This is a genomic window from Pseudoalteromonas sp. SG41-5 (assembly GCF_014164495.1).
Lineage (GTDB): Bacteria > Pseudomonadota > Gammaproteobacteria > Enterobacterales > Alteromonadaceae > Pseudoalteromonas > Pseudoalteromonas rhizosphaerae.
The window spans coordinates 16,956-40,558 of the sequence record NZ_JACJFH010000043.1 but is presented as its reverse complement, the minus strand read 5'-3'; the positions used below and the strand labels follow the sequence as shown (position 1 = coordinate 40,558).

The window sequence follows — 23,603 nt, the reverse complement described above, 5'->3', positions numbered from 1 at the left end:
TGACCTTGTAGTGCATGATTACATCTCAACGTGCTTGCAACACATTGCAGAGCAGCCAAGTAACCTTGAGCCGTTGTTACCTTGGAACATAAAGCAAAGCTAGGTGTCGTTAGCTAGACGCTTACTCTCTTTTTCTGATTTAGCATTAAATGATAATTTCTCGGTTGTAAACTCACTTGTATGAGCAACCACTCCAAAAATGATTTTCCTACACAGTTCATTTCTGATTGAACCCCTACGTTTTGATCTGTTGAGTTTCACACTTGTTTCAAATGTTTTTTTTAAGTGACTAGTTCTTAGTTTTAATTTGACTTCAATGGCAGCAACAATAAAGTGTTCATCTAAATAATTTGATTCACTGATACGAGGCATGCCTTTTGTTATTACAATATCTAACTCTGGTGAGATAGTCCCATCATCAAATCTAATGCACTTTTTTGTGAATACTTTAAAGTATGGCTCTGGGAGAATACCCAATATGAACTTCATCCAGCTTTTTTCTGCCTGATCGCCAGCGATTGATGGATTGTAAGTTGTAACCCCATTTAAGTAATTCACTTCGGAACGAAATGAATATGCAAAACGTGATAGTTCCATATGGATTCGACTTTGTGGTGCTTTATATGAATCAGGCCTGAAGAGTACTTTTTCTAGGTCAGTTTCATCATTGTATGTGTAAATTCTGCTTTTCATTTATGGAATACCAACCGAATAACTAAATATTTTTCTAACATCTATGGAGTTGCTAATTCATATCGTTTAGAACTTCCGCCACCGCTTTGTCTAACTTTTCTTGAATATCCTTTGGAACTCGACCAAATTCATAAGAAAAGTTTCTTCCTTTCACTTTTTTGCGAGCAAACTGATCTTTATTTTCAAATTTGAATAATGTCGTCACAACTGGTTTATCTGTAGTTGGCTTGAAGGACTTAGATTCATCCGCTATTAGTTTGCTGAGTTTGTCTTTAAGGTCTTCTTTGATTAAGCCACCGCTAACTTTTAGCTCATTAACTTTACTTTTTAGCTCTTCAGTGAAATCACTTAGTTGATCACCTAATAAAGCCTGTGTTGCCAATAGCGCTTTATAGTCATTGTGGTTGAGCAATGAAATATCTGGAAAAACAGAAATTAAATCACTATCGATTGTTGCGGCCTGCAGTGCTTTGCTTACCTTTGATTGACTTAAGCCATGACGTTCCGCTAACTCAGCCTGGTTCAACTTTTTGCCATGCTCAACTAAGTACGCCTCTTTGTCTCGCTCTAGGAGTAATCCAATTTCACGTAAGCTATGCTCTTTAACTGACTGTAGTGATGTAGCGAGAGCCTTTGCATCGCTTAGACTGATTTCGTCATCAGTAACTAGCATTGAGAAAGTTTCTATAGCACCGCTTTTCTCAAGTACATAGGCGCGACGGCGTGAACCATCAAGAACGTCAATCTTATTATCAGGTAGACGTCGACCAATTGCTGGGTAGAACTGTTGATTATCTAATGTTGATAAGTCTTGAAGCGACTCTTCTGTTAATAGTGATTGCTCTCGCCCATTAATTTCAAAAGTGACGACTGTATTTGATTTAAGTTGCTCATATGACAACGTAACCGGCGTGAATGTGGCTTCTTGACCTGACTTTAATGTCCATACTTTACTCTGACCTACGCTGACCACTCCCAGGTGCTTAGATAGCACTTCATCAAGTGGTGTTTCACTCTTTTCAGCTTCAATTCTCAAGCGCTTGGCCAAACTCTCAAGTTGGTTCTTATTGCTATCTGCAATAGCTTCTTCTGAGCCTGCTGTGTTGCCGAGTGGAGAGACCGCACCTCTTTTTTTAGCCATTTTTATTGCTCCTTCTCTTGTTCGCGCCACACTTTTTGAATATCACGGTGTAGTTGGCTGGTAACTTCATATCCATTTTGTTGTGCATTCTGGAAAGTCATTTTGGTTTTAGGGTATTCACTTTTAGACATATCAAATACGGTTGATAGTAATGATGAAGCTTGTCTCACAGCTTCACTATTGTTGAACTCTGTTGAGTAAAGGTAAGTTGAAAAACTATCATAGAGGTTGTTCTGTAAATCAGTAGTGGTTGAACTCTCTTTATGATTTGTAAGTAGTATTTTCATAAAGTCATAACCCGGGTGTTTCGCATTTTTTAGCAGCGTCCATACTTGCGGGATATAACTAAAATATGAGCACGTAGCATCAATATCATTTTCAGTAACAGATAATGGGAAAATAACACTCGTACCAGCGTAATACGCGTTGTATGTCGCGTAGCCTAGTGATGGAGGCGTATCTATGATAATGATATCGAATTCATCTTTAACTTGTTCAATGATGTCGTGCAGTATTGAATAAGGTGAACTTAGTTGCTGGTTGAATACTGCTTCATGGAACCAGCCCTCAATTGCTCGGTCTGATTGTGAGGCTGGTAAAATACGCAAGTTAGGAATAGTTGTCGGCAAAAACGCTTCACTGATAGCTGCTTTAAGCGTTTCGTTTTCATCAAGCTCATAGTTGCCCATAATTAAGTCACCAACAGATAAGCAGCCTTCTTGCGCTGACTCAGGAGCGTAATACATTGATAAAGTGCCTTGGCCATCCATATCAATTAAGCCAACACGATAGTTTTGATGAAACTCAGTTGCCAAACCAGATGCAGCTGTCGCTGCAGTAACAGTCTTACCAACACCGCCTTTTTGATTTTGAACAACTATAACTTGTAGGTCTTGGCTTTCGCTGCGAACAAATGGTAATTGTTTTTTAAGTTCTTCAGGAAGTGAATCTCGTACTTTGTAGACTTCTTCGATATCTAATAACCACTGACTCTCTTCATGTCTTCTAGGGTTGATCTTTAGAGCTTTACAGTACTTATCTAACGTTCTTGCATCAATATCTAAATACGCCACTGCTTCAGCTTTAGTAAACACTCTAAGCTCTTTACGGTGGTTATTTAGAAGGCGTCTATTACGGCGTTGAATGTACAGTTCTGAACCTTCTTTTAGCTCGTCAAACGAGATATCGGTAGCATCTACTTTAGAGATAGTCATTGTGAACCTTACTGAATGTGTTTCTTTGTAGTGTATGCTTTAATTTTTAGATGGTAAAGCAAAAATTAAAGTATGAGCTAATTTTTAATGCTTAAAATAATATCTCAAATTCTTCTTAAAAAAGCCTGTTTTTCTTATAAATTTTGATTTTTTCACGCTGTTAAGCGCGATTTACTGGATAGCATAGGATGGTCGTCAGTTATTAATTATCTGGTGTTTCCTATGGATAGTCAGCAATACTCAATGGCCGAGCGATGGCTTAATTTATTTGAGCTGTGTTTGGGTTTGATGTTTTTTAGTGCAGGAGCTTTCTATGCTTATCTGTTTTGTATGACAGGTAAAGCTGATTTCATACTGCTATTTGTGACGTTCATAGGCTTTGTCGCTGGTATAGCCATGATAGGGAGAGCCATCGTTTGTATGTCTGCTTGGCACTCACATCATAATCAAAGGAGTTGTAATCGAATGTTTACTTTAAAACGAATTGGGCATGATGACGTCAAATTAAGTGATGTTAAGACGCTTGAAGATACAGTTAAAAAACTTGTTTCGTCATATGCTTCTATCCGTATTACTAAGAAGAGTGGGTTGTATAATGTTATCTACGTTACCGTTGAAAATGGGGTTGTAAAAGATACATATACGGGAGAATTGATAGACTTTGAAGCATTGAGCAGATAACTCCATGAAAGTGTTTATATACTGGCTAATTCAAAACCCTAACATCTTAGCTATGATTTTATTAGCTTTCCTCTTACTCACCGCGATTATATTCATAATTTTATGCTTTAACTTTAGCCTGGCCTTAGGGCTGCTTTATTTAGTGTGTGAATACGCGGCTATACGCTTCCTACTAATGCCTTTCATTAGTGAAGTGCTGCGCCCATAGCTAGCGCATTAATAGAATAGCTTGGTACGCTCCATGAGCATGCTAACAGCATTAGACTCCCTGTTTTTAACTTTAGGTGATAGTAAATCTTTGAATTGCGCTGTTTCAAATACATGGAGATGGTTATCACCTTGTATTGATTTACAATTAGGGCAAGTGTTTGCCCAGTACTTACCTCCGTATTGCTTGGAAAATCTCAGCTCAATTGTATAAGGGCGTGGAAATGGTGGTTCATCTTCGCAAAATGGCGTCCCTAACCACCAAAATACGGGGATTATTTCTGAACATCTATAGCAAGTTTCAATGTCGGCTATGAACGGCTTAACTGGGGATTTGCGAGTGGTTGTATACAGTTCTCTAGGAATTGAGTACTTATCGGCAACAGCAATTATTTTAGAGCTCTTCTTGCTGGTATTGCTGCATGATTGGCAAAGCCTTGGTGATAACTTTGAATTTAGAGGTCGCCAATTGTATGGATCTTTAATAACGTCAGAGGCTTTTAGTTTGATCCAGCTTCTTAATGCCGAACCATTTGAAATGCTATATGGTCTCCAATCTTGCTCTTGTTCAGATACAATTTCAATGCCCAAATAGATTGACTGTCCTTTATGGCTAAATTGCCCAATCACATCACATACTGAGTCATGGTAGTAATAATCAGTTTGAACCCCTTCAAACGTACAATATTTTATATCTCTTTGTATTTCTTTGAGGCATTGATAGCAATTTTGATGGATCTGTATTGTTGTCTCAGCCTTTTTGTTTTCTAAGATGACACTTTTAATTAGTTCTTTGGCTTTCCTGTAGCTATCACTTAGGCTGATGCAGTTATTAGTTTCTGGGTGGATGAGCATCTTATTTTGCATAGAAGACAAATCACATTTAAGTGCTTCACCACAATATGGACAAGTATAGGTTCCGCCCACTTGAATCGATTGAGCTGCAATTAAATGACCTGAGTTATTGATACCAAATAGGACCGGTATTTCGTGCATGTTTGTACCTTAATTTAAGGAATTATTTAAGATAGTCTGCTATACATGATTTAATAACATTAAAATACACTGTAGGTGCATCATGGAAGTGCCCGATTTATCGCATAATTTTAAGCTATTCATGTTGGCTTTTAACATTACCATTCTTTCAATTGGGTTGGGTTATTTTATTTACTCTGGGGTTTACACCTTGATAGGGTTCTTCTAAATAGCCTTTATGCTTTCGCAATAGGTAAATCTGAAAGTTTTGTTGTATAACTCAAAGGTGCTAAATCATCTTTAGGGCGCCAAGACTGAGAGAACCCTTCACTTGCGAGATTTATTGCACTTCGTCCAAATTTTCTATTTATCTCATCAATGACTAACGTTTTTGAGCTAATATTCAGTGGTAAAGTCTCCGATAATAGCTCAAGTTGTTGCATATCATCGTGTAATGAAAGTTCTTCAAAAATAACGCCTGCTTTTTTATATTTAAACCCCTTTTTAAAAATAGCTTTTAAAGCGAAGCTAGCATAAGACACCAGTGTTGATGTATCCGCGGTGGGGTAGGGTAGTTTTATTGATTGTGACTTATGATACTGCGGCTCTGCCTGTCTAAATGAATCCGTGTGGATGAATATTGTTATTGCTGATGTATAAGATTTAAATCGACGAAGCTTAAACGCTGCCTTTGTTGCATGTGCTGTAACAGCTTCAGAAAGCTCCGTAAGCTCTATCACCGGTTTTCCCATACTCTGAGATACGCAAATTCTATCGCGAGAGTCGTTTATATCTTTCAATTCTACCGCAGGCTTTCCCCGCAACTCTTCCACAGTACGGGCAAGAACAACGGTGAACGTCTTTTTTATCCAACTAATGTCGGCATTTTTAAGGTCATATCCCGTATAGATACCAAATTTATTTAGTTTTTTAGTTGTTCTACTTCCAACCCCCCAAATATCCTCTACAGAAGTATGTTTAAGAGCCCAATCAATTTTGTATTGAGAATCTAATACAACCACGCCTTTAGTGTGTTCTTTCCACTCTTTCTTTTTGGCACAGTGACTTCCAAGCTTGGCTAGTGTCATTGTCTGAGATATACCCAAGCCACAGCCAATACCTAAGTTCCTCTTAAGTGTCCTCTGTATGGTGTGCGCGTACTCTTTTATATCCTTTGTATAGTTTATATCGATGCGCCCAAAGCATTCATCAACAGAGTATCGCATTGTATCGAATAAGAAATGCTCTAACTCTGTATGAAAACGGTTACTCAAATCACCAAACAGCGTGAAATTGCTTCCCCACAAGTGGCCACCATGCGCAGCCACCAGCTGTTTAACTTTAAATGCAGGCTCTCCCATTTTGATACCTAAATCTTTGATAGCTTGATTTCGAGCTACTACGTTACCCTGGTTTGAACTGAGTACTCCAAGAGGGGTTTTATCAAAGTCGTACTGGGGGTTAAAGAGTTGGCAAAACGAAACGTAAGCAGCGTTGATATCACAAAGAACCCACATAGTTAGAATACCTTGATTAAACCAGTGACAACGCCCCAGACTACATGGGTATCCCAGTCATTGTTTTCATCGATATCAATTTCAATTGGCTCGAAGTCGGGGTTTTTACTAATAAAAACGGCTTTTTTGTTTTTTAGTTGTAGTTCTTTCACAACAAATTCGTTGTCTAATGTAGCTAATACGATTCGTCCAGTTTTGATTGTTACTGACCTATCTACAACTATTATCGAGCCGTCAGTAATGTCTGGGGACATGCTGTTGCCTGACACCCTGAATAGGAATGTACTGCTAGGGCGCTTAATTAGGAGCTCATCTAAACTGATTGAGTCGGATAGGTGATCTTCGCATGGATTGGGGAAACCTGCAGCAACTGAAAAGTCTGCAATAGCTAGCTTTGTTGTTGAGGGGGTAAGTTTGCTAAGCATAATTATAAAATACTGTACAAATAAACAGTAATTTTAGATGTGAATCTTCCACATTACAACTAAGAAGTTTCTTTTAGGCTCGCGGTCTATGTGATTTCATCAATTATTAGCTAAATTTAAACCTTTTTCCCAGAATCAGGCGCGATTTAACGCATATGATAGCTTTGGCAAAAATATATGAGCTGGAGTAACTATGGATTTATGTTCAATTTCTTCGGAAGACGGTGATAAAGCTGTTTTCTTCAATGGGGTTTTGATTGCATACTATAATGCAGCAACTGATGAGCCAAACGTGTTGTCTTTTGTTGAAAGTGTTGCTGATAATTTGAGTAGCGCTTCTGGTGCAAATATTAAAAAGGCGAAAATAGACAAAGCTCCTGACTTTGTTCATTGGGAGCAGAGCAAACAAGTAGAGAATATACTTTGGCCTAATAAAACAGCTAAACCTCCTATTTCTGATTTTTTCTCTCCAATCGAGCTATATTCTCAATCATAAACATTCATAACAGTTTATCGCTTGACCGCTAAATTTTGCCTTCGCAGGTGCGGTCAAGCACCCTTTTTATCTAAAGCAGAGGAGTGCTTTATTTCGCGTAAAGCAGGTATGATTTACTTTTGAATAATATATGTTATAATATAACAATAAATAAAATAAAATATGGAGGATATACAAAGTAACTGCTGAACTACAGTGCAATCTAGTTCGTTCTCAACTGCCCACATTAAAAAGCGTCAAAGTTTACATCTAAATACTTTACCTTTAAGCATTTCAAGGGCGTAAATAATAAACCTTCTAGCATTCATTCTTACTAGGTCATCAGGGCTCGGTGGGTTTTTGTGTGTCCAAAAAATAATAAAGAGGTAATCATCAATGTTAAAAGACCAAACAACTCAATTCTGGATCAATCTGTTCGTGGCTATATTCTGGCCCTTATTGACGCCATATTTGCTACCGTATCTATCAAACTTACCTGAAATGCTAGTCGTATTATTGGTGGTTAGTTTTGATTTTTGTATTGAATACTTGGCCTTCTTGATTGAAATGCTAGAAGTTATTCGCCAATTAATCATCTAACACTTTAATCAACTTAAATTCTGAAGCGATTTCTTAAGCCAAGCCCAATTAAGAATATAAAAACAAATGAAGCGCTGGCATGAGCATAGCTCCAGAGGTAATAATTCGTAGGTATATCAGTTTTAAATAACTGTCCCATCCCAAATTGTCTAGCATCTTTGGAAACGGAAATAAAAGGTGTCATTGTGGCTATTGAAGTCGTAGCCGCGGGTGAAAGTGCTTCTCTCATCTCTAGTTCAGATTTACCAACCAGGTATGAACTAAACAGCATGAATGATAAGAACAACCACAGCAAAGGTCGCATAATGCTTTGGCCATAATTACTTGTCGCTGAGTAGAGTAAATCCAATATTGATTGCGCTGTATTTAGCTTTGTCCATCTTTTCGCTCTCATTTCATCAGCGTGGAACATTAAAGCTTTATCGTGGTTCTTGTTTTGCTCAGCAAGCTCTTTAAGTCTGCAGAGCTTTTCAGCGTCAAGTTTATCAACAACTTTAAGAAAAGGGGTGAATGGAATTGCCTTTTCTCTTTTTAGGTTGCACTTTAGATCACTCAGTTCAGTGTGGTGGTTTAGTTTTGTGCCTCTTAAATCAGGTATACAGTTAAAGTTACCATCAATGATAAAGTCTTTGTCGAACGTACTTCCTTTGAACGAAAGCTTTTGTATTTGGTCGGTTATTGCATCATCGAAATTAAAAGTGTCAGTAGACTTAATATCGTTGAAGTTAACCAGTTCGCAGTAGAATCTAGCCCCTTTAAAATGTGTACCTCCATCAAATTCAGCATGAGAAAAGTCTGTAGCTAGATTGAATGTAGCGCAAGGAAAGTAAGCCATACATTCAAATGTGGCTGATGTAAATAGAGTGGTTGAAGCGAAGTGAGTATCATCAAAAACTACAGTGCCTTGAAATTCAACATTAGAAAAATTGGCATTCGAGTTAAAAATAGTATTGCTAAAACCTGCATCACTTCCAAATACAACTCCAGAAAACTCAGTACTACCTTCGAATCTTGCGTCATCAAAGTGGGTCGGTGAGGGGAAGGTTGCTCCAGTGAAATCTGCACCACCATTAAAAATATAGCCTTTAAAAGATATAGTTTTTAAATATCGATGATGTTTACCGTGAATAGCGAGATCTTCATCAGGTGCAACACTCGCCAGAGAGTCAGGGGTGAAATTTACATGATTGAAGTCAACGTAAGTATCTGGGTGGTTCTTCATCCATAAGTTCCACTCATCCTTACCTTTTAACCAGAGCTCTACACTTCTCTCCCGGCTAAGAGTATATTTAGGCTTCGAAAATGATTCTTTTGTTATTGGTTGGTGTAGTCCATCATTTTTAAAGTCATCTGACTTCATTTAAGGCCGTCCTTAGTTCACCTGTATCATTATTTAAATTCATTGTGTAAGCATTACATTAAGCAGTCAAGGTTGTTAAGTTTCTGATTCAAGCACGTTTTTATTTCCCTATTAACCTGTTTAGCAATTCAATTAATAAAGAGGTTTTAAGAATGGGTCATCATACTGGGCAGTTAATTCAAACTATCAAGCAATTCAACCAAGATTTTGAGTGGTACCCAACCACAGATGAGCAGCTGGATTTAATTAACCTGAGATCTGGTTAAGCCAACATTAGATTATTACTCTCTAAAATTTCAAGTTCTTGCGATGTTAAATCTAATGACGGCTTTTCCTCTTTTAGGCAATAGGCAATTAATCCACCAAGTAAATTTAGCATAAAGCCATGCATACTGCGGTGTCTAGAGTGTTTAATGTAAGAAATGTTTTTCAATTGATCATTCACCGTTTCGATTATAAATCGTTTTTTCAATAAAGCCCTGTCCCACAATGAAATAAATTTTTTCTTCATATTCTTTCGAACCGTCGTGATTAACTCGACACCTTTTTCTAGTAACTCACCAGAGAGCGCTTTGCTGATATAACCTTTGTCGCCATAGAGTTTTCCGAAGATAGAGTCCGCCATATCAGAAACGGGCTCTCGATCATCCACATTGCCCGTTGTGAGCTTTAGCGCCACAATCTCACCTAAATGATTAATTATTAAGTGTAGCTTGAATCCATATGACCAACCCATAGTGCCTTTTCCATGATGAGCAACGCCGTCAAACACTTTATTTCTTTTAGCTCTGATGATGTGACACACTTCTATTTTAGTGGAGTCAACAAATTGTATACCTGTGGGCTTGCCAAGTTTTGATGTGAGGTAACTGCACATCGGAACCACCACACTAGGCATAAGCGCGAGAAACCTTGTGTAACTCAGCAACTCTGGAAAATAGGCTTTAAGTTGACGGCAAACATAGTGAAGATAGTAGTTTTTGAAATCTCTGTAATGTGACTGGTGAAAATGGATGATAATAGTCATCACCTCTGATGGAGATAAGCGGCATGCTCTTCGACGTTTAATTTCACCATTTTCGAGCAATATACGCTGCCAGCTTGGGAAAAATAACGTTGAAAAATCATCGACATCACAGTACGTTTCAACTAACTTGTTCATGCTCGTTCCTTTTTGTTCTAATCACTCTTGGTCGAATGATCGGATCATGGAACGAGCATTTAGTTCCTTTAAATTAGTAATTTCTTATCCGGAGCTCAGGTTAATTAAGTCGGACTTTAAAGCAATGAAGGGAATAGGTGAGCGTCCAAGTTTATTAGATGTAGGTGCAGGAAACGGCAAGGCGCTAAAGTTTTTAACGGAAGGCAAACGTTATGCGATTGAAAAGTCTGTCCCGCTATTGAGTTCGCTTGATAAAGATATCTTTGTTGTGGGTACTGATTTTAAAGAACAAACATTAATAGACAAGCGTACTGATATTGTATTTTGTAACCCTCCGTATTCAGAGTTCTCATACTTTGCCCAACGCATTATTGAAGAAGCAAACGCTAAGTATATTTATCTCATTCTCCCTTCTCGATGGGTAAATGATGTTGCAATACAGCAGTGCATTAAAATGCGTGATGCTGAATGCGAAGTGCTAGGCGAATATGACTATCTAAATGCTGAACGTAAAGCACGTGCAGTTGTGAATGTTATACGTATTAGCCTGATTGATAAAAGATATTCTAGCTACGGAAGTAACGCACAAAAAATTGACCCTTTTAGCCTCTGGTTCAAAAAGAATTTTGCCATCTTTGAAGAGAGTGAAAATTCATCTCATACGGATACATTAAAAAATAGGCACAACAAAAACGCTGGTGGTTTTGATAGTCGTATACAAAATGCCATGGTGCCAGGTGTTGATTTGGTCGCTGCATTACAATCGATGTATGACACTGATTTAAGCTCATTGGTGCAAACGTATAAAAAACTAGAAGAAATAGACACGGTTGTTTTAAAGGAGCTCGATGTTAGTTTTGACGGTGTGAAAGAGGCGCTGAAATTAAAAATAGGAGGTTTAAAAGATAAATATTGGCGAGAGCTATTTTCTAATTTTGATAAAATTACAGATAGGCTTACAGCGAGTTCTCGCGAAAAACTGTTGAAGGTTCTGTTTGAACATACTCACGTTGATTTTAATAAATCGAATGCGTATGCGTTAGTGCAGTGGATGTGCAAGAACGCAAACTTGTACTTTGATGATCAGATTGTTGAAACGGTAGAAAAAATGGTGAGTCAATCGAGTATCGTTCTTTATAAATCAAATGAAAAAACGTTTGGTAAAGAGCAGTGGCGTTATGTGTATCGCTCGCCAGAGGGTCTTGATAGGTTTGCTCTAGATTATCGCATAGTTGTAACAAGAGAAGGGGGCCGCACTGATGATTACGGCTCAACAAATGGGCTCTCTCGACGCGCAGAGGTCTTTTTAAATGATTTATGCACCATTGCTGGTAATTTAGGTTTTGACTCAACAGGGTGCGAACGAGCGCGTGATTTTGATTGGAATGACTCTGCTAAAAAGGTTTTCACTTATTATGATCATTCAGCAGAAAAGTACGTGACTCTTTTTGAATGTCGCGCTTATTGCAATGGCAACTTGCATTTAAAGCTCAACCAAGCATTTTTGGCTAAGATGAATGTTCAATTTGGTAAATTAAAAGGCTGGGTGAAGTCACCAAAAGAAGCGGCTGAAGAAATGGGCGTTGATATTGAGATTGCAGAAATGGGCTTTGATGCTAACTTTAAGCTCACTTCTACTGGTGATGTACTGGCGCTCGGTGTTGACTATTCTATAAATTAAGGAAACTAAACCGGAATCATGTAATTGCAATAACACACTCTATAAGTTACTTAATAGAGTGTGTTATTAAAAAGGGTTAATTTGTAGTAGCTCATATCTCATCTTACAGTTTTGTTGATTAGGTTTAGACTTCACCTGACAGGCAGCTAAGAGCGATCAGCGGACGGTCGGGTAAACTCGTTTTTGGACAGAAACGAGTCAGTGACTTTGCTAAATTAGCATTTAACGGATTACCGAGATTTTACAATCCCTCTAATATAGCGACCAAATACATTATGCCATTACAAATTTGACTATAGAGTCTTTAGGGATGGTTTAAGGTTGCTATTCGAAATCACAGATTATCCCGAACATTATCAGAAAATATCTCAGATATAGAATGACTATATTTTAGACAAGAAAAGACTAAAAGTATTGCCGCTTATTGCATATACGGTAAATCAAGCGTAGAAACTACCATTTGCCTTAACTTCAATCGATTTGACGCTATCTATTAAATCATCGAATGAATAGGGAAGTTCAGCTTTAGGAAACATATCTGCCATGCTTTCCCAATCTTTTTTATACTTATCCGTCATATCTGAATTCTGAGGGGTAAGCATTAAAGGTCCCTTCAAGGCTGTTGAGCATGAATCAGCGTGCCATTTGTAGTAGATATTACAAAAATTAACTACAACTTCAAACAAATCTTTATTTGTACACCAGTCTGGGTAATTCGAGTCAATTTCGATAATATCATACAGATGTCGAGCATGTTTATCAGCCAAGGACTCTTTCACATGGTTCGTGTGTATTGCGAACATCTTTTCTAAAATTGTTCTTTCAGGAGACAAGGTTAAAACATCAAAACCATCATCTAAAAGCTCTGGTATAGCCTCGCCCAACATATGGCTTATTTCAACGAACTTGTCAGGATGATTGTCAGAACGGCCACCTGTTTCGAGCAAAACTCTTTGTTGAGCAGCACTTCCATATTCATCTTCGTTTAGAGCTTTAGGGTAGTATATGGCGATGTTAAGTGGTGCATCAGACTCAATCTCAATTTTGACTTCTGGATCCAGTGCTTGTAAATGTTCAGTAAGTTGGTTAATGAGATGTTGTTTTATTAATTCTTCAGCTTTTTTATCGATGACAATAGCTTCAGCTTGTCTGGCTTTCCTACTGGTAAATTTAACTAAATCAATAGGCTGACAACCAAGGAGGTTTAAAGAAAAAGATAGGTCGATATCCTCAGACATTCTATTAATTAGGCTGTAGCCTTTCGAAAGACTCGTTCCACCTTTAAAGAGAAATGGCTTATCACATTTCTCCGAAAACGTAGGAGCAATCTTTGTGTATAGGATGTTTAAAGTCTGTGTAACCCAATAATCCTTTTCTATTATGTATGCTGGAAGTTTACTTTCATGCTGCTCCTCTGCAGCCAATAATGCTTCACGTTTTTCAGAAGCAGATAGTTCTAAATATTTGCTCAATTTAATGTCCTATTTCTTTTTTTGCCCAGTTCATTGATGGCGGAAGAGCCTGCAAAAACTTTTGTTTAACATTACTGCTAAATGTCTTCTCAAAACGTGAAGTGTACGGACTTCTATAATCCGAGAACCTATCCTTGCCTATGTAATGTAGCGCACTCCAAAATATAAAAGCCTGTTTCTTCTGTGCTTTATCGCTGATTTTTAAGTGCTTCGAAAAATGTTCAAGTGCTTTACTATATTCGATTTTTATATTGACGGATTTAAGATCTGCTCTGACACGCTCCGTCATCATATAACTCCTAACCATAGGGAGTTGTGTTGATAAACCTAAAGCGTTGATTGCAGTTGCACCCGATATAACGAATTCAGCATGTTTTTTTCGGCTGAGAGCTTTGATCAATTCTTGTGTATCTACAGGCAGAGTGCCGAAGCGGCTTTTTTGGGGTTTGTAATAGACTCCACGTGATAGACGTTTGACTAACTTCATGTCAACACAGCGGCTGAGTGCAGTGACTGCCGCTCGGTTTGATTCAAGGTTTGAACTTTTCATGAAATCATCAAGCGTAAAGACACGACCATATCGCTGGTGCATTATATAGCTGGTTACTTGCTGTGATACTGACATTAAAACCTCCTCAATTACTTATATTAGTATACTAGCTTTGTGACTTATTGACACCAGTTTAGCACGAAAAATGTAACCTAATGACACTATAAATGCTTAAATCAAGCGAGTTTTTAATAGTCGAACCTTAGTAAGGTGCTGAAAAAATTGATCTTATGAGTCAATAATATTGAGAGTTTTGATTAAAATAGTTCTCTAATCCTCATTACCCATGTAGTCAATTTTCGATTTATTGACATAAACAAAAGCCCATCCTCCATAATGAAAGTTGGATTAGATTTAGTAGGGTAAAAGTACGCCCGTTGAGTTGTGTGAGCATTTGCTCTGAATGATTTCGGGGCAAAGAAGAGTTAGAGCCAAAGGACGGCTTTGTGCCATTTGCAGTCATTCATGATCAACTCGTTTCTGCCCCAAAACGATTTACAAACTGGAATGTTGACGGGCCGCTTCGAGCGAAAAGCAGAAATTTCTCTCCGCATCATAGTACTCATGCGAAAGTATGCTTTGCTTGATAGAGCGGACATTAACGCCTGAAGTTGGACGGACTTTTAACCGCAAAATGGCATGTGTCTCAACCACAGTGTCCAGCATCCATTCGTCGAGTTGATTGTCACTCGGATCGTGCTTCTCAGTAAGGCAAGCTAACTTTTTACTACAACAATCATCTTCAAAGCGATCTGCTTCTATTGATTTCCGTAGATCACGCAATTAAGTTGGATTGACAATGTTAGGGGGCGCTAATTTGTCCTTGCTCTGTAGATTAAATATGACTATTCATATCGACATAAGCTCAATGCAACTTGAAAGTTTTGCTTTTTGAGCTTAGGATGATATTTTTAATAAGTTTATAATTTACTGGTTGGCTCAACTTGTTTTAAAAACACGGCGCGCTGGTGCGACTGTTTCATAATGAGCGAGTCCTACAGGCAAATCAGTTGCTGGATTGTTTCTGAATTTGATTTTGGTTTTCCATCTAAATTATCGGCCCTACCCTTTTTATATCAATCGGAACCTCCTGAGCATTAAATGAAGTCACTTATCTCTGTTCCCAAATTTTCATTACGCAGTTGGTTAATGTCATTATGGCTACCGTTAGGGTTATTAGTTATTGGCTACTTTGTGGCAACATCCATGGTAGATCAGCAACAACAAACCCAAGCAAAGCGAATTAGTGATGCGGTTACTGTCAGGTTAAATCTAATTGCAGAAGGGGTTCAGGAAAAGGTCACGCTGTATCAATATGGTTTGCGCGCCACCCGTGGTGCAGTAATGTCGCTATCCCCTGAGCATTTTGATTACAACGATATGCAGACCTATACGCAAGTGCGAGACTATAAAAGGGAGTTTCCAGGGGCTCGTGGTTTTGGTTTAATCATCAAAGTTGAACTAAACCAAACTGCGGCATTTCTAGACCGGATGGCTGCCGAGCGACCAAGCTACAACTTCCAAATCAGGCAGCTTACGCCACACCAAGATAGCCTTTTTGTGATCACCTATATTGAACCTGAGCAAAACAACCGAGAGGCCGTGGGGCTTGATATTGGTTCCGAAGCAATGCGCCGCAAGGCAGCATTAGATGCGGCGTTCAATAACGATGTGAGGTTAACAGCGCCCATTACCTTAGTACAAGCAAATGAGCGAGCTCAACAGGGTTTTTTAATATTAATGCCGGTATATAAAACAACAACCGTGCCACAAGATAGTCGGCAACGGCTTGAACATTTATTTGGCTGGAGTTACGCCCCAATCCTGATTAACGAAGTCCTTAATTCAGTTGCAGGTCTGGAAAACGATGTCTTTCTGCAAATCAGTGACATTACCGAACAAACGCCAATCGAGTTCTTCAGCCAAGAAGTGAAAGACACTTACGACGCTGCTCTACAACATAAATTAAATCTCTCTGTATTTGGCCGCCAATGGCAGCTGTCGCTTACGCCAACCAATCGCTTTATTAATGCACTGCAACTGCGCTCTGGCACCAGCTTATTTTTTGAAGTAATGGCAGTCAGTACCATCCTGGCCTTTGGCGTGTATCTACTGCAACTTATGTTAATGCGCAGAAGTCAGTTAATCCGTCATAAGCAGGAGCTGGCAAGTATTGCAGAGCAAACTTTACTAAAAGCGAATGCTGAGCTTGAACAGCAGGTCGCACTGCGAACGGCGGAGATTTCACGTGTTAATATCTTGCAGCGCAGTATTCTTAGCAGCGCGGGCTACGCCATTATCGCTACCGATGAAGAAGGCATTATTACGGCCTTTAATCCAGCAGCAGAAAAACTCTTAGGCTATCGCGCAGAGGAGGTCCTTTTCCAACAAACCCCGTCTATTTTTCATCTGCCCGCAGAAGTGGAGCACCATGACGCTAAGCTGACCACTGAGCTCGGTAGCAACATCGCGGTCGGTTTTGAAACCCTTGTAGCGAAAGCGCGTCTGGGGCAAACGGATAATGCGCGCTGGACCTACCTGACAAAAACCGGTGAACAGGTGCAAGTAAAACTAAATGTCAGTGCACTAAAAGATGAGCAAGGTCAGCTAGCAGGCTTTCTTGGTATCGCGTTTGATTTAACTACACAACTTAAATACGAAGCGGAACTGGCACAAGCAAAAGAACAAGCTGAGTCTGCTAATAAAGCAAAATCTGAGTTTTTGGCAAATATGAGCCACGAGATCCGCACGCCGATGAATGGAGTTCTGGGATTATTACAATTGGTAGCCAACAGCACGCTGGATCAACGCCAGGCCGACTATATAGAAAAAGCCTATAGTGCAGCTAAGTCTTTGCTTACCTTGTTAAATGATATTCTGGATTTCTCAAAAATTGAAGCCGGTAAGTTGGAGCTAGACCCGCATCCATTTAGTTTGACGGATTTGCTGCAGGATATCGGCCTTGTTTTTTCATCTAGTGCAGAGCAAAAAGGATTGGAAGTGCTATACGATGTCACAGCGGATGTGCCTGAGCATTTGTTAGGTGATAGTTTCCGTATTAAACAAGTCCTGATGAATCTGGTCGGCAATGCCATAAAATTTACTAATAAGGGTGAAATACTCATCTCAATTAGGTCTCAATCACTGCCAGAGGGCGAGATTAACTTGTCTTTCAGTATTAAAGATACTGGGATCGGTATCACGCTGGAGCAACAGAACGCTCTTTTTTCCGGTTTTCAACAAGCAGATTCTTCAATAAGTCGTCGCTATGGCGGGACAGGTTTAGGTTTAGCCATCAGTAAGCGCTTGGTGAATTTAATGGGTGGTGAAATCGGCGTAGAGAGTGAATTTGGTTGTGGAAGTACCTTTAGCTTTAACGTCGTCGTACGCAATGCGGAGAAGAGGGCGATCCAAAACTCTCAAACGTTTACTCGTAGTAATGAAAAGTTGAGCGTGTTGATTGTCGATGACAACGACAGTGCGCGAATAATTTTACAAGGTATTGCGGTCTCGTTGGGATGGCAGGCAAAGATTGCGTCCGATGCGCAAGAGGCGTCACTATTAGTCAAGCAAGCCCACCGCGATAGTACTCGCTATGATGTCGTTTTCGTAGACTGGCGTATGCCGGGTAAAGATGGCCTAACCTTCGCTCGCGAGCTACGGGAATTGCATAGTAGCGTGGTTTCACTGATTGTAATGATTACCGCTCATGGAAAAGAACTGCTCGATGAGCAAAATAACGATTATGAGCGCTATCTGGATGGAATTTTAATTAAACCTGTTACAAAAAATATGATGTTACAGGCAGTAAAGAGTGTTGTTTTTGGCGATCTCGACCTGTCGCTCCCGACCTCCCCCCTCCCGCACGAGCTGCCATTGCAGGGAATATCCTTACTGCTGGTAGAAGATAATTTGACGAACCAGCTGGTTGCCAGTGAGTTACTGCAGCAACTAGGGGCGACCATCAAAATTGCTAGCAGCGGTGAGGAAGCGTTAGAGATGCTGGAAAGTACGGCAGAGCACTTTGATATGGTACTGATGGACATACAAATGCCGGGAATGGATGGCTATCAAACCACTCGTGAGATTAGAAAGCTACCTAGACATCAGTTGCTGCCGATTATTGCTATTACAGCGCACGCCATGTCTGATGATATAGCCGCTTGCCTGGCAGCAGGTATGCAAGACCACATCGCAAAACCTTTTGATCTTAACGAGTTGACGACCAAAATTCTCAGCCATCATAAAGCAGAAAAAGCACCTCACGTCAAACAAGTTAATAAATCAAACCTGAATTTTGATCAGGCAGCGTTAGCGTTCTGCCAGCAGCATCATATTGAACTCGAAGCTGCTGTTCAGCGCCTTGGTTATTCCCTGACGATTTATGTCAATGTATTAAAGCAATTTGAGCAGGACCTTAGGCAAGCATTACAACAACTAGAGGATAAAACACTTACCCGTCGTAATGCACGATTGTTGTTTCATAGTTTAAAAGGTGCTGCAGGCACACTTGGCTTTAGCAATCTGGCAAAGCTTACTGCCCGCTTGGAAGATGAGCTGCGTGAGCACAGTGATGACGGTTATCAGGTAGATAACAACGTTCTGGATATACTGAAGTTAACTCTTAACACCGCTACAGACTTGGTGAAATTATTACAAGTGGAACAGCAAATAGCTACCGCACAAGCCCCTGTTAGCCGGACGGAACAGGCAGCTCAGTTAATGACGCTAAAGCAACATCTCAATCTTGCCAACATGGCAGCGTTGCCACTTTATCAGCAATTGGCACCGTCACTGCAGGCTCAAACACCTGAACTAAATAAAGAGCTTGAAGAGGCTCTAGTCAACTTGGCTTTTGAGCAAGCAGTCGTGATAGTTGATAAAATTTTAAGTCAATTCAAAGAGTAGTTTATATGTCAGCAGACACTATACTAAATGTGGCTATCAGCCAATTCCCTGCAACCATTTTAGTTGTCGATGATCAACCTATTAATATTCAGATTGTCTTTCAGGTTTTAGGCAACGAGTACAATATTCTGATGGCCACAAGCGGCAAACAGGCAATAAAAGTTTGCCACGACAGTCGGCCTGATCTCATTTTGTTAGATGTAGTAATGCCTGAGCAGGATGGATTAGAAACATGCAGGCAATTAAAAGCCGATAAACAACTGGCAGATATCCCGGTCATATTCGTCACAGGCTTGCAGCATCAAACGGATGAAGATGCCTGCTGGGATGCAGGTGGCGTCGATTTTATTCAAAAGCCATTTAATACAAATACATTACGTAACCGGGTAAAGGCTCACTTAGCCCTGAAAAGACAAGCTGACTTACTGCGTTCTCTCGCTTATCTGGATGGGTTAACCGGTATTTATAACCGCCGCTATTTTGATAACGTTTTATCAATCCAACTTGCCCAACATAGACGTAAACTGAGTCCTCTTGCAGTATTGATGATTGATATTGACTACTTTAAGAAATATAACGATACGTTTGGCCACTTAGCAGGAGATGATGCTTTACGTAAAGTGGCCAGTGCCCTAAAGCACAGCGGGCGACCGGCTGACATGGTCGCCCGCTATGGAGGTGAAGAATTTGTAGTGTTGCTAGCCGATACCGATATAAATGGCGCAGTAACCGTGGCAAAAAAGATGCTGCATCATGTATTGGAATTAGATATCGCACACCCCCAAACTCCCGCCACCAAACTGAGCATCAGTGTTGGCATTGCCGTCGCCGATGAAGCGAAAGGCTACGATAGTAATATTATAGAACTGGCAGACCAGCAGCTGTATTTAAGTAAACAACGTGGTCGTAATACCTATTCGGTTGTACTAGCGTGAGGTCTGGCAAACCTATTACCAAAAAATTACTATCTATGAGTGATTAATTTTAAACTCTGTTGTTACCATGATTTTTACAGCATAATATTGAAACCGGCCAAGATAATTTACACAGAATACTGGGACCATAACCCGCTGCGCTGCTCATCGCCCTTACACTAACGTTCTGCTAACGACTAATAGCGGACTTTAATACCTGCACATTGTAATATCCGCTTCTGGCACAGACTGTGTGAAAACTCTGATCACCTTTTGGTCTAAGTATCTGCTGCTTATGATCGATTAATCTATACATTTAGTTCACTTAATATACTGATATTTATATAATAAGACTATTGATTCAGTCGAGGGTTGAGGCAATATGTCAAAGTTTATAAGCGGTGAAGATCGTAACCAATCAACGTTATTTCCAGAATCGTTGGAAGACTACGTCAGTGAAGATAATACGGTCAGAGTAATTGATGTTTTCATTGAGGAACTAAATCTAGCTGAATTGGGGTTTAAAGGATTAACCTTAAAGTCCACAGGCCGCCCTAAGTATCATCCAGCCACACTATTAAAGCTTTATCTTTATGGTTACCTCAACCGTATTCAATCATCCCGCCGATTAGAAACCGAATGCCAACGCAATATTGAACTGATGTGGCTACTTGGTAAGTTGGCACCCGACTTTAAAACGATTGCTGATTTTAGAAAAGACAACGCAAAGCCGTCCTTCAGCTCTAACTCACTACTGTCCATCGACGATTTATCAATATAACTCACCTTTGCCCCTTTTCGAGTTAGCAAATTGCATTTTTTGCAAATTGGTTTTGCCCCTTTGCAATTTAGGGCAGTTACACTTGATCAAACAAGCGCGATCATATTGACCTACATTATCTAATGTTAGATACTCAATATAGCCAGTTTCACTTGAAGTTGCATAAGACGGGACTAGTTCGATGATAGAATCAATCAAAAGGTTGTGGAATGGTTGTTTGCTGGAAGATCGGTTTAAGTTATTTGTATTTGTGAATCGCCCCGTGTTTGCCAGAGACTCAATAACTTGAGAAACTGGAACTATGAAAAAATCAAATCGCTATACATCAGAATTTCGTGAACGTGCAATTAGGCTTGTTACCACACAACAGCATGAATACCCTTCTCTTTGGGCTGCGCTAGTATCGATTTCAGATAAACTGGGATGTACCCCAGAAACACTTAGAGCATGGGTCAAGAAATCTCAAGCTCAACCGTCTAAACCCTCTTCTAATACGCAATCAACTGAAGAACGCCTTGCCGTCTTAGAGCGCGAGAATAAAGAGCTCAAGCGAACGAATGATATCCTGAGGCAAGCTGCCGCTTTTTTCGCCCAAGCGGAGCTCGACCGCAAACAGAAGTAATAGTGGATTTTATTGATGCTTGCAGAGAGCATTACGGTGTCGAGTCAATTTGCAAGGAATTGCCGATTGCACCATCAACGTATTATTCTCATAAACAGATACAAAGAGAGCCTGAGCGACTGTCTAACCGTAAAAAGCGTGATGCTGAGCTGATGATACTCATTCGCGAAGTGTGGGAGGATAATATGTCAGTTTATGGTGCAAGAAAAGTATGGAAGCAGCTACAGCTTGACGACCATCAAGTCGCCCGCTGTACAGTCGAACGATTGATGCGAGTTATGGGAATTCAAGGTGTTCGTCGGGGTAAAGCACATAAGACAACGATACCTGACGAGCAACAAGATAAGCCACTTGATTTAGTTAATCTTCAATTTACTGCTGAGCAGCCAAATCAACTTTGGGTAGCTGACATCACCTATGGTGCCACATGGAGTGGGTTTGTTTATGTCGCTTTCGTGATAGATGTTTTTTCACGATACATTGTAGGTTGGCGTGTATCAACGACAATGCACACAGAGCTTATTCTTGATGCGTTAGAGCAAGCTATTTGGCATCGTGGCAACCCCGAAGGGTTAATTCACCACAGCGACAGAGGCAGCCAATATTTGTCTATACGATACACTGAGCGACTTGCTGAAGCTGGAATTCAAGCGTCTGTAGGCAGTGAGGGTGACTCTTATGACAATGCATTGGCTGAAACAATAAATGGATTATTTAAAACAGAGATTATTCGCAGAAATGGCCCGTGGAAGAATGTTGATGCTGTTGAATACGCAACGTTAGAGTGGGTCAATTGGTTTAATAATCAACGCTTATTATCTTCAATTGGGTATATTTCACCAGCTCAATATGAAACAGACTACTATGATAATTTAAACGAGTCAGGTAAAGTGGCCTGACTTAAACAAACTGGTCTCCGATGAACTCGGGGCGATTCATTGTGGCTATTTCGATACTTTATTGCGCGACGTTCGTGATGATACCGATTCTAGCCTATTTCATCTTTATTTTAGTAAAGAGTTCAAGATCATTAAGTGATTATTGACATAAATATTATGCACTAAATCGCAATTTGCCGTATTGCTGCCAAAAGGAGGAAGTATGTTCGATTTTTCTTCATCGAAGCCAACTGTATTGGTTATCGACGATATTCCAGAAAACCTCACGCTGATGTATCAGCTACTTAAAGATGATTATAAGGTAAAAGGGGCAAACGGCGGTGAGCGCGGGCTTACACTTGCCGAAACTGCTAATCCAGATTTGATCTTGCTCGATATCATGATGCCGGAAATAGATGGTTATCAAGTATGCCAGCAGCTTAAATCAAACCCAGCAACCAGTGATATCCCGATAATATTCCTCACAGCTAAAGCTGAAAGAGTCGATGAACATAAAGGGCTAAAATTGGGTGCCGTTGACTACATAACCAAACCAATTAACCCAGAGGTCGTGAAGGCACGTGTTAAAACACATGTATCTCTCAAAGTGGCTTCCGATATCTTAAAAGACAAGAATCAAGTGCTAGAGCAAGAGGTCGAAAGACGAACCAACGAAGCTTTGCGGCAAAAAGAAGAGCTTCACGCAATTCAAGATGTTTCCTTTTATGCCATGATTTCGTTAGCCGAAACCCGCGATAACGAAACGGGTAACCACATTAAACGTACCCAAGCTTACATAAAACGTTTAGCAGAGCAATTACGCCAAAACTCGCGTTATGTTTCAGAACTGACCGATGACTTTATTGCCCTGTTATATAAATCAGCGCCTCTGCACGATATCGGGAAAATAGGCATTCCAGACAACATCTTGCAGAAAGAAGGCTCCCTGACCGACGATGAATTTCGAGTGATGAAAACTCATACCACCATCGGTTATGAAGCGATTAAAAATGCTGAGAAAGTATGCGGCCAGCCTATGAAGTTCTTGACTGTCGCAAAAGAGATCGCCTACTCACATCACGAACGCTGGGATGGTGAAGGATACCCATTAGGTCTTGCTGGAGAGCAAATTCCGTTGTCCGCCCGACTCATGACTATAGCAGACGTCTATGATGCGCTCATCAGCAAGCGAGTTTATAAACCTGCGTTTTCACATTCAGACGCAGTAAATATCATTGTGTCAGGCAAAGGCACTCAATTTGACCCTACTATCATCGATGCCTTCGCTGAAATTACAGATGAATTCGATGCCATTGCTCAAGAATACACTAACTAGATAAGACAAGT

At 39.9% G+C, this 23,603-nt stretch carries 17 protein-coding genes, 1 pseudogene and 1 other annotated feature; of the genes and pseudogenes, 8 read left to right on the top strand and 10 right to left on the bottom strand.

Annotation, left to right across the window (positions count from 1 at the left end):
* Positions 1-99: 99 nt before the first annotated feature.
* Genes H5232_RS12765 through H5232_RS12755 form a run of 3 tightly spaced genes read right to left on the bottom strand, consistent with a single transcriptional unit; the run spans position 100 to position 3,048 of the window.
* Positions 100-693: a DUF6602 domain-containing protein gene (locus H5232_RS12765; protein WP_182830988.1), complete on the bottom strand. Its 594-nt coding sequence runs from the start codon at positions 691-693 to the stop codon at positions 100-102.
* 52 nt (positions 694-745) lie between these two features.
* Positions 746-1,834: a ParB family protein gene (locus tag H5232_RS12760; protein ID WP_182830987.1), complete on the bottom strand. Its 1,089-nt coding sequence runs from the start codon at positions 1,832-1,834 to the stop codon at positions 746-748.
* Between the two features lie 2 nt (positions 1,835-1,836).
* Complete coding sequence (locus H5232_RS12755; RefSeq protein WP_182830986.1) at positions 1,837-3,048, bottom strand: ParA family protein; 1,212 nt, start codon at positions 3,046-3,048, stop codon at positions 1,837-1,839.
* Positions 3,049-3,270: 222 nt separating this feature from the next.
* Here H5232_RS12755 and H5232_RS12750 point away from each other — a divergent pair, with 222 nt between their 5' ends.
* Positions 3,271-3,729, top strand: coding sequence for a hypothetical protein (locus H5232_RS12750; RefSeq protein WP_182830985.1), 459 nt, complete (start codon positions 3,271-3,273; stop codon positions 3,727-3,729).
* A 216-nt stretch (positions 3,730-3,945) separates the two neighbouring features.
* On the opposite strand, the gene H5232_RS12745 is transcribed toward H5232_RS12750, so the two are convergent.
* The 3 genes from H5232_RS12745 to H5232_RS12735 form a co-directional block, all read right to left on the bottom strand.
* Positions 3,946-4,932: a hypothetical protein gene (locus tag H5232_RS12745; protein ID WP_182830984.1), complete on the bottom strand. Its 987-nt coding sequence runs from the start codon at positions 4,930-4,932 to the stop codon at positions 3,946-3,948.
* A gap of 215 nt (positions 4,933-5,147) precedes the next feature.
* Positions 5,148-6,428: a Y-family DNA polymerase gene (locus H5232_RS12740; protein ID WP_182830983.1), complete on the bottom strand. Its 1,281-nt coding sequence runs from the start codon at positions 6,426-6,428 to the stop codon at positions 5,148-5,150.
* Positions 6,429-6,430: 2 nt separating this feature from the next.
* A complete protein-coding gene (locus tag H5232_RS12735) occupies positions 6,431-6,853 on the bottom strand; it encodes a LexA family transcriptional regulator (protein ID WP_182830982.1) in 423 nt (140 codons plus the stop codon).
* 193 nt (positions 6,854-7,046) lie between these two features.
* Between H5232_RS12735 and H5232_RS12730 the strand changes: the two genes are divergently transcribed.
* Entirely contained in the window at positions 7,047-7,349 is a 303-nt protein-coding gene (locus H5232_RS12730; RefSeq protein WP_182830981.1) for a hypothetical protein, read from the top strand.
* A gap of 592 nt (positions 7,350-7,941) precedes the next feature.
* Here H5232_RS12730 and H5232_RS12725 read toward each other — a convergent pair.
* Positions 7,942-9,288 carry a pentapeptide repeat-containing protein gene (locus tag H5232_RS12725; RefSeq protein WP_182830980.1) on the bottom strand — a complete coding sequence of 449 codons (1,347 nt, stop codon included), beginning with the start codon at positions 9,286-9,288 and terminating at the stop codon, positions 7,942-7,944.
* A gap of 262 nt (positions 9,289-9,550) precedes the next feature.
* Positions 9,551-10,450 carry an IS982 family transposase gene (locus tag H5232_RS12720; RefSeq protein WP_182830979.1) on the bottom strand — a complete coding sequence of 300 codons (900 nt, stop codon included), beginning with the start codon at positions 10,448-10,450 and terminating at the stop codon, positions 9,551-9,553.
* A gap of 46 nt (positions 10,451-10,496) precedes the next feature.
* Between H5232_RS12720 and H5232_RS12715 the strand changes: the two genes are divergently transcribed.
* A complete protein-coding gene (locus H5232_RS12715; protein ID WP_182830978.1) occupies positions 10,497-12,131 on the top strand; it encodes a DUF4942 domain-containing protein in 1,635 nt (544 codons plus the stop codon).
* Between the two features lie 440 nt (positions 12,132-12,571).
* On the opposite strand, the gene H5232_RS12710 is transcribed toward H5232_RS12715, so the two are convergent.
* The gene (locus tag H5232_RS12710) at positions 12,572-13,603 is read right to left on the bottom strand and encodes a nucleotidyl transferase AbiEii/AbiGii toxin family protein (protein WP_182758736.1); all 1,032 of its coding nucleotides are present in this window, start codon (positions 13,601-13,603) and stop codon (positions 12,572-12,574) included.
* A 1-nt stretch (position 13,604) separates the two neighbouring features.
* The gene (locus H5232_RS12705; protein WP_182758737.1) at positions 13,605-14,228 is read right to left on the bottom strand and encodes a DUF6088 family protein; all 624 of its coding nucleotides are present in this window, start codon (positions 14,226-14,228) and stop codon (positions 13,605-13,607) included.
* A gap of 1,026 nt (positions 14,229-15,254) precedes the next feature.
* Between H5232_RS12705 and H5232_RS12700 the strand changes: the two genes are divergently transcribed.
* The 5 genes and pseudogenes from H5232_RS12700 (at position 15,255) to H5232_RS12680 (ending at position 23,592) form a co-directional block, all read left to right on the top strand.
* On the top strand, positions 15,255-19,061 hold the full coding sequence (locus tag H5232_RS12700) for a CHASE domain-containing protein (RefSeq protein ID WP_182830977.1): 3,807 nt from the start codon (positions 15,255-15,257) through the stop codon (positions 19,059-19,061).
* Positions 19,062-19,066: 5 nt separating this feature from the next.
* Positions 19,067-19,996, top strand: coding sequence for a diguanylate cyclase (locus H5232_RS12695; RefSeq protein ID WP_182830976.1), 930 nt, complete (start codon positions 19,067-19,069; stop codon positions 19,994-19,996).
* Positions 19,997-20,357: 361 nt separating this feature from the next.
* A pseudogene (locus tag H5232_RS12690) lies at positions 20,358-20,705 on the top strand (transposase); the annotation flags it as partial.
* A 352-nt stretch (positions 20,706-21,057) separates the two neighbouring features.
* Positions 21,058-22,277, top strand: a protein-coding gene (locus H5232_RS12685; RefSeq protein ID WP_404936401.1) for an IS3 family transposase whose coding sequence is annotated in 2 segments (ribosomal slippage) — positions 21,058-21,352 and positions 21,352-22,277 — 1,221 coding nt in all. Because the reading frame shifts where the segments join, the coding sequence is not laid out codon by codon here.
* Positions 21,336-21,452 (top strand) — a sequence feature (AL1L pseudoknot). (Overlaps the previous gene by 117 nt.)
* Positions 22,278-22,479: 202 nt before the next feature.
* Positions 22,480-23,592, top strand: a complete 1,113-nt coding sequence (locus H5232_RS12680; protein ID WP_182830974.1) for a two-component system response regulator — start codon at positions 22,480-22,482, stop codon at positions 23,590-23,592.
* The last annotated feature ends 11 nt before the right edge of the window (positions 23,593-23,603 follow it).

Excerpts from the sequence above, each read along its gene's own strand:
- H5232_RS12765 (WP_182830988.1), bottom strand. The coding sequence starts at position 693 with ATGAAAAGCAGAATTTACACATACAATGATGAAACTGACCTAGAAAAA.
- H5232_RS12760 (WP_182830987.1), bottom strand. The coding sequence starts at position 1,834 with ATGGCTAAAAAAAGAGGTGCGGTCTCTCCACTCGGCAACACAGCAGGC.
- H5232_RS12755 (WP_182830986.1), bottom strand. The coding sequence starts at position 3,048 with ATGACTATCTCTAAAGTAGATGCTACCGATATCTCGTTTGACGAGCTA.
- H5232_RS12750 (WP_182830985.1), top strand. The coding sequence starts at position 3,271 with ATGGATAGTCAGCAATACTCAATGGCCGAGCGATGGCTTAATTTATTT.
- H5232_RS12745 (WP_182830984.1), bottom strand. The coding sequence starts at position 4,932 with ATGCACGAAATACCGGTCCTATTTGGTATCAATAACTCAGGTCATTTA.
- H5232_RS12740 (WP_182830983.1), bottom strand. The coding sequence starts at position 6,428 with ATGTGGGTTCTTTGTGATATCAACGCTGCTTACGTTTCGTTTTGCCAA.
- H5232_RS12735 (WP_182830982.1), bottom strand. The coding sequence starts at position 6,853 with ATGCTTAGCAAACTTACCCCCTCAACAACAAAGCTAGCTATTGCAGAC.
- H5232_RS12730 (WP_182830981.1), top strand. The coding sequence starts at position 7,047 with ATGGATTTATGTTCAATTTCTTCGGAAGACGGTGATAAAGCTGTTTTC.
- H5232_RS12725 (WP_182830980.1), bottom strand. The coding sequence starts at position 9,288 with ATGAAGTCAGATGACTTTAAAAATGATGGACTACACCAACCAATAACA.
- H5232_RS12720 (WP_182830979.1), bottom strand. The coding sequence starts at position 10,450 with ATGAACAAGTTAGTTGAAACGTACTGTGATGTCGATGATTTTTCAACG.
- H5232_RS12715 (WP_182830978.1), top strand. The coding sequence starts at position 10,497 with ATGGAACGAGCATTTAGTTCCTTTAAATTAGTAATTTCTTATCCGGAG.
- H5232_RS12705 (WP_182758737.1), bottom strand. The coding sequence starts at position 14,228 with ATGTCAGTATCACAGCAAGTAACCAGCTATATAATGCACCAGCGATAT.
- H5232_RS12700 (WP_182830977.1), top strand. The coding sequence starts at position 15,255 with ATGAAGTCACTTATCTCTGTTCCCAAATTTTCATTACGCAGTTGGTTA.
- H5232_RS12695 (WP_182830976.1), top strand. The coding sequence starts at position 19,067 with ATGTCAGCAGACACTATACTAAATGTGGCTATCAGCCAATTCCCTGCA.
- H5232_RS12680 (WP_182830974.1), top strand. The coding sequence starts at position 22,480 with ATGTTCGATTTTTCTTCATCGAAGCCAACTGTATTGGTTATCGACGAT.